The following is an 11,260-nucleotide window of genomic DNA, read 5'->3' as shown; positions in this document are numbered from 1 at the left end:
CTCTTCGCTGAGATGTTCGTCCAACTCGGTGCTCAGCGCACGTTCCGCAAGCGCCTTGGTCAGTTCGGAAAGAATGCCCTCCTTGCCGAAAAGGTCGCCGGGCGAACGCCCTTCCATCAGCCGGTCCAACAGGTCTTTGTCTATGCTCATACGTGGGTCTCCTCAAAAGTGAGCTACCACGCCGGGGCACAAAATTCAGGATAGTCCCGTACTAACGGTTTGACCTCAACCTTTTCTACTCTTCGAAATAGCACTTCAAATCACGCCGCCCTTTCAATTGCACCGGCCGATAAGGCTTGACCTCGCCGCACTGGGCTACAGCCCTGGCTCGCATGCGCTCTTCAACCGAGGGGTGAAGCGGGAAATCGTCGCCAACCTCTCGGATGCCCTTCTTCCAGCCAATGCAAAACGGTCCAATTGCCACCATCGCGTCTTCGCGGTGCTGCAGGCCCAAAGGGTCAGGTGCGCGATTGAGGAAATTTTCGTTGATCCGGATCGACTTAACACATTCCCTTAACTCATCTACCATCCAGTCTAGAGCTATGTCGCTGAGGCGGGACTCGGCCTCGGGATAGCTTCCTCCGATGTCGCTGTGGCAGCCTGGAAACCAGACTTGCTTGAGCCACTTCGGCTCGCGGTCTTTGGTTTCGATCGCTGCCGCCCTGGATGCCCACCCAACTCTAGGAAAGTCACCACGGTCTTCGTCGATTGCCATTGCGTGGCGAGCGTGCTGGACGTCGGGATCCAGCCACTTGTCGTAGTTGCGCTTGTTCCAGGCGGCAAAATGTCCCGTCTTGAGAATTTGCGGCCAATCCGTTGGGCGCCAGAGCTTCAATTCGCGATCGGGATCGTCCGAGAAAAATTTAAAGTTGTCGAGCAGCAATGAGCCGAGCTGCCAGACAATAGCGACGAGGAGAACGCCAAGTGAGATAACCAAGAGCCATGACCACCCAAGCGCTAAGCTGGTGGCAAATGCAGCGCCGACCGCAAAAGCGCCCCCCCACACCAGCGTGCGGACGACGGCGGTCCGCAGTGACGCCACCGTGTCGAAGACCCCGATGAAAGTCGGCTGGACGTTACCTTGATTGTCTTTGCCCTCGAGGGGAAAGCTCGAATACTTCTTGCGAAATCGTCGGCCGAGCTCCTCGCGGTTCACAAAATACGGATTCTGTGTCCGCGGTTTCCCGGCGCCGTGGTTGTAAACGAACTTAACTGCATCCTTGGCGATCTTGCGTAAGCCGGGACCGTGACGCGGAACCGGCGAACCGTCGGGCATCTGCGTTGGGACACCGCACAGGTTCATGACGTTTGCAAGTGCTCTAACCGTGTAGGCCCCCCGTGAGAACCCAAACAGAAGCACTCGGTCGCCGGGCTCGTAATGGGCAATGATCTGCTCGTAGCAATCGATAATGTTGTGATCGATACCGGTGCCGACCGCGCTTTCCAGGATCGGTTTGATACGGCCGAAGAGTCCGCCGCTTTCGCCCGTTCCCAGACCAGGGTCATAGAACGCGACTTGATCCTTTGGGTTAATGGGGGAATCCGGGCCAGGGCGCATGGCCCGATACATCTTGTAGACATTTGAAAGCCGCTGGTCAGGTCTGGCACCACCCATCTGGCCAGTTCCATCCGAGAAGATGCAGATATTCTTACCCATTTGTCGCCCTATCGATGTGTTCCAATTGCAGGCTGTAGTCCCTAAAGCTTGGCAATCTTCCCTGATGGAGGGGAGTGCAGTGATTGCGTTTCATCTGAGTCGGGAAAAATTAGAACATAGTGGAAACACATGTGTCCACCTGATATTGTGGTATGTGGGTGAGGCGTGCCCAATATGTTCGATTATGTGCAGCAAATGGAAGTGTTGCTGACTGCGGTTGATCCCAAGCGGATTAATTCGTCTGCCAGCATGCTGCGTTTTTATCGAGTTAGTGCTTTCCGGTCATTCAGGCATTGAGAAAATTGCGCCAGGCCTCGAACGGCAGGTCTGGTGAATACTGCATGGCAGCGCGGCGCCCCTCGTGATTGGCAGCTTTGGGCCGTCCTCGCCTTGATCAAGGATAACCGTGGGCCGTCCACAACGCTTAGCCGGAACCTAATCGGCTGGATGCTGCGCTGCCTCCGATGACCGTGAAGAGCCCAAGAACGAAGCCTCTCCACGGCATTGGCGCGGGTGGCTTCGTCCAAGGGCCGTGAGGCCACTGTTCACGCCAGGCGGATGCAACACCTCCCTCCGGTTTCCGGTTCACATTACAAGACACAACCAACGCGTTCGCTGGTACTGGCAGTCAGATATTGTCGACATTCAGGTCGCTGCAGTGCAAGACAAACCTATTGGAATTGGCAAACTGCCCTAATGTCAGCCTCACCCGAAATTGGCGCACCACCGCTGCCCCGCACTGCCCAAGGGATTGCCTGTGTGCTTTCCGGGATGGTCCTGTTTGTCGGGCAGGACGTTCTGATGAAGGACATGTTAAGCCATTACCCGGTTTGGATGCTGATATTTGTCCGGTCCATCGTAGCCTTGATCACTCTACTGCCGCTCGTCCTTTGGCTAGGCGCACCGCATCGCATCTTCACCCCTCTCTGGCCGTGGTATCTGGCGCGGGCCATGCTTTTCGCCTCCGGATTCGCGATGTTCTATTCAGCATTTCCCTTCATGGGACTGGCCGAGGTCACTACGCTGTTTTTCTCGGCACCTTTAATGACAGCGGCACTTGCGGCCCTTTTTCTACACGAAAAAATCGGGCTTCACCGTGCAGCAGCACTGCTTGTTGGCTTCACAGGTGTAGTCATTGCAATGAACCCGGCAGGCGACAGTTTTGGCTGGATTGCCATCCTTCCGCTCCTTTGCGCTCTCACTTATGCCATCAGTCAGACGATTGTGCGCAAGATCGGTGAGCAAGATACCTCGCTGACCATCGGTCTTTACACAATCTCATTTTCAGGTGTTCTGATCGTACCGATGGGATACGCGGTGTCGCAGATGATCGTGATCACACCTGAATTAAGCCACCTCCGCATGGGCTGGCCGGTGCCTCAGGCGGAGGGCGTTGCCATGCTCGCTTTGCTGGGGAGTATCGGAACAGTGGCCTACACGCTGGTTTCCCGCGCCTATCAAATCGCTAACGCCAGCGTGATTGCACCTTTTGACTACAGTTATCTGCCTCTGGCTGCGGCCCTCGGATATCTGCTGTGGGGAGAGGTGCCGCCCTACACGACTTTCGCCGGAATGGTTCTGATCGTAGCGAGCGGACTGTATACCGCATACCGGGAACTGCGCGTCAACCGCACCGAGGCCGACAATCCCCCCATCGCTCAGACCGTCTTTACGCCAGGTGCTCCCGCGGTGGTACTGGAGGATGCGCTGGATGCGGAGGCGGTGGAACTTGATGAATCTGAAGAGCAGCTGAACTGATCGACGGGCCGCTGGGGCTCAGGATTACATATCCCAGAAGCGAGTGCGTGCCCACGAGCTGATTGGCAATGGATTCGATGCCTGGTTGCAGTACGTCGATGCCGAATTTGCGAACAGAGCTTATTGTGATGCTTAACCCAGTTTCTTTCAACAAGCGAACATGGTTAAGCAGACAACTAGGAGCAGCCCGATGCCTCTCCGGCGTTCGGCCTTTTGCCGCTCCGGCTGTGTTCTATAACGTTTCACAGCTTAGCGCAGCACGTGACCGGCACTCTGCTGTCGCCCCAAAACCCGCTACATTTGGCAGCTTGTTCTTTTCAGCCTACCAGCCACATTCCGTATTTTGGTCCAAAGAGGGTTCAAGAAGGCAGGTGCCGCCAGGTCCTACGCCTCGAGTAAAGTATTTGCCGGACTGGTTAGGACCTGCAACCCTGCGAAACAAAATCCGCGGCAGCATCTTTTCTTTCCCGGCATCGATGCCATTTAGTAGCATGTCTACTCTGTGTTGCCGCTCTACGGGACTGCGGCAGATGCAGCCGGACCGCTGGACAGACGGAAAGTCTCACGCCGCAGCGTACAACCCACCCCGCGTGATCAGTCTATGCCTATCGAACTTTTCCGAAATGCAGCTCTGCAGATTGCAGCCGCCTGCCTGCTAGCCTGCCCCATTGCCGTCCAGGCGCAATCCGACCCACAGCCTTCCAAATTGGATTCCACCGGTTCCTTTGCGACGATCGTTGAAGAACTGCTGCCTGCCACCGTTATGATTAGGACCTATGGGGGCTATGCCGCAGCCGGCAAGAACACCTCCGGCCACGCTCCGGCACAGGACGACACGACGTCTCCGGAGCCAGGCGGCACCACGGCAAGCGGGTTCATTATCAGTGCGGACGGTCAGATTGTAACTAATGCCCATGTCGTGAATGGTGCAGGTTCCATAACTGTCAGCCTGCTAAACGGCCGTTCCTATGAGGGCAGCCTGATCGGTCTGGATGAGCACACCGATATTGCGCTGCTGGCAATATCAGCAGATGAGCCGCTGCCCTCTCTTGGCTGGGGCGATCCCGGCAGCCTTAAAACCGGACACCGGGTGGTGGTTCTGGGTAACCCCTTCGGCCTTGGCCTGTCTGCGACCGAAGGCATTATCGCCGGGCTGGGCCGCGATCTGCTAACCAGCCCTTATGACCGGTTCATCCAGATCGACGCCTCGGTGGTCAGCGGCGACTCCGGTGGCCCGCTAATTGATACTGGCGGTTATGTGGTGGGCGTCAACACTGCCATGATGTCCTGGTGCGAGGGCTGCACGGGAATGGGATTCGCGGTGCCGGCCGACCTCGCGATGGAGGTCGCCGCCCAGTTGCTGGAAAACGGCCGCGTGCCGCGCGGTTATATTGGCGCCCAGAGCCAGCCGCTTACCCCAGGGCTGGCAGCGCTCACAGATGCGCAGGGGCAGGCAGGCGAGATCATCACCAGGGTTGAGCCCGCCTCTCCGGCCATGGCCGCCGGGCTGCAGCCTGGAGATATCGTGCTGGCGGTGAACGGCACCCCCGTTAACGCCTCCCAACAACTGGTGGAGCTGATTGCCGGACTGCCGGAAGGCAGCGTCGCAGAGCTATCGCTGTGGCGCAACGGCACGCCGTCACAACAGGCGATCAGGATCGCCTCTGCCCCGGCAGGGATGAACATGCAGGAACCGCAGAGCGAGGTGGAACTTTCTCTTTTTGGTCTCGTGCTGGCCGTGGTTCCAGCGGATGACGAAACACGGCGCGAACTGGCGATCCCCGCTGATGAGAAGGGCTGGCTGCTGGTGTGGACCGGTGGCGCGGAACGGCCCGGCAGCCTCGCCCCCGGCGATGTGATCACCCATCTGGACGGAATACCTCTGCCCGATCTGGCTGCTTTCCGCACTGCCGAAGCCAAGCTGGCCTCTAGCCGCAAGGATGCCGTCCTGGCCCGGGTTTGGCGCAACGGATCCGCCCTGTTTGTTCCGGTCTGGAGCAATCCAGTACAGCATTCAGCCAAGTCTGGCGCCTTCACGGAAGAGTGAAAATGCAGCCCTTTCAGCCGCCTCACTTGCGGGATTTCCACACCCGGTCCGCAGACGGCAGCCCTTGGCGGAAAGCCGCCAAAACTCTGTATAAGCGCCTGCAAAACTGCTTGATTTTCGTCTGAAACGGCCACAGGTTTTTCTTGTCCCAGAGCTGCGACAGCAACGACGATTGGCGCGCGACGGCACTCTGGGCGCAAGGAAACCCATGGATGGACCATCCCCTTGCTGCAGGTCCCGGCGTTCAGGAAAGCCAGGACCCTCCAGAGACCGCCGCGGACCACGCCGATCTGCAGTTGCCAGACCACGCTAAGGCCCGCATTTCTCCACCCCTCCTTAAAAACCGCCGGGCACGGCCGCCGAAATTTCCGGCCGGGGAAAGGACAAAAGCTTTCCGCAAGATCTTCTTCCCGAAGGCCGCCGCGGAAGATTGGAACGACTGGCGCTGGCAGATGCGCAACCGCATCCGCAGCCAAGAGGTGCTCAGCCGGATATTTGACCTGAGCGATGAGGAACAGGAGGCACTGGCCCGGCATCAGGGCGGGCTGCCGGTCGGCATCACCCCCTATTACGCCAGTCTGATGGGGCTGGATGATCCGGATGAGCCGCTGCGGCGCACCCATATTCCCGTCAGACATGAATACCTGCAACTCCCGGGAGAGGCAGGTGACCCGCTGGGCGAGGACCACGACACCCCGGTGCCGGGACTGGTCCACCGTTACCCGGACCGGGTGCTGTTTCTGGCCACCGGCACCTGCTCGACCTACTGCCGCTATTGCACACGGTCACGGATGGTGGGCCAGGCGGGCGGTGAATACCAGTTTTCGGTCTCCCAGTGGGACCGGGCGCTGGACTACATCGCTGCGCACCCCCAGGTCCGAGATGTACTGTTGTCCGGCGGCGACCCGCTGACCATCGCTGATGACAAGCTTGATTACCTTCTGGGACGCCTGCGCGCGATCCCGCATGTGGAATTCATCCGGCTTGGCACTAAAATGCCGATCGTCTTGCCGATGCGGGTCACCCGCGAGCTTGTGCGGATGCTAAAACGGCACCACCCGCTGTGGACGTCGATCCATGTCACCCACCCCAACGAGCTGACACCAGAGGCCACAGAGGCCTGCAAGCGGCTGGCGGACGCGGGCATCCCGCTCGGCTCGCAAACCGTACTGCTGAAAGGGATCAATGACAGCGTCGATATCCTCAAGCCGATGTACCAGGCGCTGCTGATGCGGCGGGTCAGGCCCTATTACCTCTACCAGTGCGACCCGATCACCGGCTCTGCCCATTTCCGCACGCCGGTAGCCAAGGGGCTGGAGATCATCGAGGGCCTGCGCGGCCATACCACCGGCTATGCGGTGCCGCAGTTCGTCATCGACGCCCCCGGCGGCGGCGGCAAGATCCCGCTGCTGCCGGATTATGTTGCGGGGCGCGACGGCGGCGACCTGATCCTGCGCAACTTCGAAAACACTCTTTACCGTTACCCCGATCCGGGCGGCAGCCTGGGCTCATCAAAGGGACACCGGCCATGCTAATCGGCCTGACATACGATTTGCGCGACGACCACCGGGGCAGCGGCCTCAGCGTTGAGGCGATGGCCGAGTTCGACAGCCCGGAAACTATTGCCGCCATCGAAACCGCCCTGCGCGCAGCAGGACATCAGACCCAGCGGATCGGCCATGTCCGTATACTGGCGCAGCGGCTGGCGGCAGGCGACCGCTGGGATCTGGTCTTCAATATCGCAGAGGGGCTGCAAGGCCGCGCCCGTGAAGCGCAGGTCCCTGCCCTGCTGGAAGCCTTCGATATTCCCTATACCTTTTCCGACCCGCTGACCCAGGCGCTGGGGCTGGATAAGGCGATGGCCAAGCGGGTTGTGCGCGATGCGGGCATCCCGACAGCCCCCTTTGCGGTGCTGGAGACTCCGGAGGATGACGCCGGTCTGGACCTGCCGTTTCCGGTCTTCCTGAAACCGCTGGTCGAAGGCACCGGCAAAGGCTGCGAACATGCCTCCAAAGCGGCCAATGCGGACCAAGCCGCCGCCGCTGCCCGCTCCCTGCGCCAGCGCTTTTGCCAGCCGGTCCTGGCTGAGAGTTTCCTGCCCGGGCGCGAATTCACCGCCGGCATTCTCGGCAACGGGGCGAAGGCACGGGTGATTGCGGTGATGGAAATCCTGCTGCTCGACTCGGCAGAGGCGGAAATCTACAGCTTCCAGAACAAGGAGCATTGGGAAACCCGCGTCCGCTACCGCCTAGCCGAAGACCTCGAGGCACGCGCCGCTGGCGCCTCCGCGCTGGCCGCCTACCATGCGCTCGGCTGCCGCGACGCGGCACGGATCGATTTGCGCTCCGACGCTGGCAGCACGCCGCATTTTCTGGAGGTGAACACCCTGCCGGGCCTGCACCCCAGCCACTCCGACCTGCCGATCCTGTCGGCCAAGGCGGGGCTTGATTACCAGGGGCTGATCGGCGGCATTCTGGATGCCGCCATCCGCCGCTGCCGCCTGGCGGACAGAACCGAGGCGCTCAGCGCAGCGCTATGAAACCGCTTTCCATCATCGTTCTGCACGGGGCGAGCGGAGACGATCCCGACGAACGTGACACCCGCGATACAGCGGAGGCAATCCGCGCCGCGCTGAGCCGGCAAGGCTTTGACGCCCGGCTCGCGCATGTCTCGGGCCTCCCTGCTACGCTGCCCTGGGCGGTAAAAGACCGCCCAGGGCTGGTTTTCAACATGGTGGAAGCAATTGACCGCGACATGCAGCGCGCGGCTGAGGTGCTGCCGCTGCTGGAAGAAGTGGGTATTCCCTATACCGGCTGCTCCGCGGCAGCGCAGTTGGCTGCCCTCAGCAAGACCGCGCAAAAGAGCCTCATGTCCCGGCACGGCTTGCCGACACCGACCTGGCCGCAATCCGGCCCTGCCCTCGCGAAGCTTGGCCGGGTGATTGTCAAATCCGTCACGGAACATGCCTCGCTGGGAATCGATGCTCAATCAGTTGTGTCCGGCGCTCACGCAACTGAGGAGATTGTCAGCCGCGAAGCCCGTTTTGGCGGCAGGTTCTTTGCAGAGGAATACATCCCCGGGCGCGAATTCAACCTTTCGCTGCTGGAGTGCCGTGAAGGCGTAAAAATGCTGCCCGCCGCCGAAATCCTGTTTCAGGATTTCACCTCCGATGCCCCCCGCATCGTCGATTACGCCGCCAAATGGGATGAAACCGCACACAGTTACCATCACACACCCCGGCGGTTCACCTTTCCGGACAGCGACAATGCTTTGCTGGACCAGCTTGCGGATCTCGCCCGGCGCACCTGGCAGGTCTTTGGTCTCTCCGGCTATGCGCGTGTGGATTTCCGAGTAGATGAGGACGGCCGCCCCTGGATCCTGGAAGTGAATACCAACCCCTGCCTGGCGCCGGATGCCGGTTTCGCCGCCGCCGCTGAACAGGCCGGGATGGGCTATGACGCCCTGATCGCGCATCTCGCAGCGCTCCCCCTCGCCGCAGCTGAAAAGGACCCGCGCCATGTTCCGCATCCGCAAGATTGCTGATGCCCACGCCCCCGCCAGCCAAGCCGCAATCGGCAAGGCTCTGGCGATCTTGCGCGCCCAGTTTCCGGGCAAACGGTCCGCCGATATCGACGCGCTGCCGGAGCACCTGAACAATCCGTTTGCCAAACGGTTCATCCCGTCGCTCTTTGTCGCGGAAAACGGGCGCGGCGACGTGCGCGGTACTGCCCTGCTGCTGTTCGACCCGGAACTCGATTTCGCATTCCTGGACATTCTGGCGGCAACCCCGGTAGAGACCGCAGGCTCCGGCACCGGCGGGGCACTCTATCAGCGGATCCGGCAGGAGGCAGCCGCGCTGGGGGCTGCGGGGCTTTACTTCGAATGCCTGCCCGATAATCCTGAAAGCGTCCACGACAGCGCAGCCCTGGCCCAAAACGCGGCCCGGCTCAAATTCTACGAACGCTACGGTGCCCGTCCCATCACCGGCACCAGCTATGAGCTGCCGCTCTCGCCAGAGGACACCGATATGCCGCATCTGGTGTTTGATGGCTTGGGCCAGTTTGACCTGCCGCAAGCGGAACGACTCAAGGAGATTTTCCGCGCCATCCTGGAACGGAAATACGCGGACCTCTGCCCGCCGGAATACGTCCGGAAAGTAGTGGCCTCTGTCACCTCGGGGGGCTACGGGTTGCGGCCGCCGCGCTATGCCGCCCGCGCGGTCAGCATGCCGCCGCCGACCGGGCTGCAGATTTCGATGGTTATCAACGATCGCCACGACATCCACCATATCCATACCCGCGGCTACGTCGAAAGCCCGGTGCGAATTACCGCCGTCACCGCAGCGCTGGACGCCACCGGTCTGTTCGCCCGCCTGCCGCCGCGGCATTTCCCGGACCGCTGGATCAAGGCGGCGCATGACCCGAAACTGGTGGACTACCTTCGCAGCGCCTGCGCCGAGGCGCCGGAAAAAGGCGCGGTTTACCCCTATGTCTTTCCGGTCCGCAATACGGCCCGCCGTCCGCGCGAACGCACCGTGCTGGCTGGATACTGGTGCATCGACACATTCACCCCGATCAACCGAAATGCCTGGCCTGCCGCCCGCCGCGCTGTCGATTGCACACTCACCGCTGCAGAGGATGTGCTGAACGGCGCCCCTGCCGCCTATGCACTGGTCCGCCCGCCCGGCCACCACGCCGAATACAAGACCTTCGGCGGTTTCTGTTACCTCTCCAACGCCGCTATTGCCGCCAACTTCCTGTCCCGGCACGGGCGGGTCGCGATGCTCGACATTGACTACCACCACGGCAACGGCCAGCAGGATATCTTCTACACCCGCGCCGACGTGCTGACGGTCTCCATCCACGGCGACCCCAGCTTTGCCTACCCTTATTTCACCGGCTTTCGCGATGAAACAGGGCAAGGCAGCGGCGCCGGGTACAACCTCAACCTGCCTCTGGCCGAACAGGCAACGCCTGGAGACTTCCACACCGCGTTGCAAAAGGCTCTGGCGCGGATTGCGGAACATGATCCGGGTTTTCTGGTCCTTTGCCTTGGATTTGACACTGGCCGCGGCGACCCGACCGGCACCTGGAAGCTGAGACCGCAAGACTTCCGCCAGACTGGCGCCTGCATCGGGCGGCAGCCGTTTCCCATTCTTGTGGTTCAGGAAGGCGGCTACCTGGTGCGCACCCTGGGCGACAATGCTGCTGCCTTTTTCAGCGGATTGGCGGAGGGGATTGCGCAGCGCCCGAAACCGGCGGCATCGCCCCGCCCCGCCCCGTCCCCTAAACGCCGCTGGCGCAAAACTCTGCGGGCCGGAGACGTCGCCCGGATCACGCAGCTGGTTGCGGAAACCGGCAAATTCTCCACGGAGGAAATCGAAATCGCTGGCGAGCTGGCGCAGGAGCGGCTCAGCGCCGGATCCGCCTCCGGCTACCACTTCCTGCTGGCCGAATCCGGCACCAGGCTGCAGGGCTACGCTTGCTTCGGCCCGGTTCCGGGCAGCGATCAGAGCTGGGATCTCTACTGGATCGCAGTAGACCCGTCCCATCAGGGCACGGGCCTGGGGCGGCTGCTGATGCAACGGTCCGAGGCCGCAATCCGCCAGGCTAAGGGCCGCAAGGTCTACATCGACACCTCAAGCAGCCCGCCCTATGCGGCGACGCGCCGGTTCTATGAACGGATGGGTTACGTGCTTTGCGCCGAGTTTCCAGATTTCTACCGCGACGGCGACGGCAAATCGGTCTACGAGAAAACCCTGGACCACTGACAGGACGCTGCGCGAGGAGCCTCTTCCA

At 61.1% G+C, this 11,260-nt stretch carries 7 protein-coding genes; 6 read left to right on the top strand and 1 reads right to left on the bottom strand.

Annotated features, from left to right (window positions below; translation table 11 throughout):
- Window positions 1-235 precede the first annotated feature (235 nt).
- The gene (locus A9D60_RS10100) at window positions 236-1,657 is read right to left on the bottom strand and encodes a phospholipase effector Tle1 domain-containing protein (RefSeq protein ID WP_065267461.1); all 1,422 of its coding nucleotides are present in this window, start codon (window positions 1,655-1,657) and stop codon (window positions 236-238) included.
- Between the two features lie 696 nt (window positions 1,658-2,353).
- Here A9D60_RS10100 and A9D60_RS10095 point away from each other — a divergent pair.
- From A9D60_RS10095 to A9D60_RS10070, 6 genes are all read left to right on the top strand, one after another.
- The gene (locus A9D60_RS10095) at window positions 2,354-3,415 is read left to right on the top strand and encodes a DMT family transporter (RefSeq protein WP_065267460.1); all 1,062 of its coding nucleotides are present in this window, start codon (window positions 2,354-2,356) and stop codon (window positions 3,413-3,415) included.
- 763 nt (window positions 3,416-4,178) lie between these two features.
- Entirely contained in the window at window positions 4,179-5,462 is a 1,284-nt protein-coding gene (locus A9D60_RS10090; RefSeq protein ID WP_175392934.1) for a trypsin-like peptidase domain-containing protein, read from the top strand.
- Window positions 5,463-5,674: 212 nt separating this feature from the next.
- A complete protein-coding gene (locus A9D60_RS10085) occupies window positions 5,675-6,997 on the top strand; it encodes a KamA family radical SAM protein (protein ID WP_254656665.1) in 1,323 nt (440 codons plus the stop codon).
- Window positions 6,991-8,001: a D-alanine--D-alanine ligase family protein gene (locus A9D60_RS10080; RefSeq protein WP_065267458.1), complete on the top strand. Its 1,011-nt coding sequence runs from the start codon at window positions 6,991-6,993 to the stop codon at window positions 7,999-8,001. Before A9D60_RS10085 ends, A9D60_RS10080 begins: the two co-directional genes overlap by 7 nt.
- The gene (locus A9D60_RS10075) at window positions 7,998-9,005 is read left to right on the top strand and encodes a D-alanine--D-alanine ligase family protein (RefSeq protein ID WP_065267457.1); all 1,008 of its coding nucleotides are present in this window, start codon (window positions 7,998-8,000) and stop codon (window positions 9,003-9,005) included. Before A9D60_RS10080 ends, A9D60_RS10075 begins: the two co-directional genes overlap by 4 nt.
- Complete coding sequence (locus A9D60_RS10070) at window positions 8,980-11,232, top strand: GNAT family N-acetyltransferase (RefSeq protein WP_065267456.1); 2,253 nt, start codon at window positions 8,980-8,982, stop codon at window positions 11,230-11,232. Before A9D60_RS10075 ends, A9D60_RS10070 begins: the two co-directional genes overlap by 26 nt.
- Window positions 11,233-11,260: the final 28 nt, after the last annotated feature.

Source organism: Leisingera sp. JC1, from assembly GCF_001679925.1.
Classification (GTDB): Bacteria; Pseudomonadota; Alphaproteobacteria; order Rhodobacterales; family Rhodobacteraceae; genus Leisingera.
Note: the sequence above shows the minus strand (reverse complement) of the source record. Positions and strands in the feature narration are given on the sequence as shown.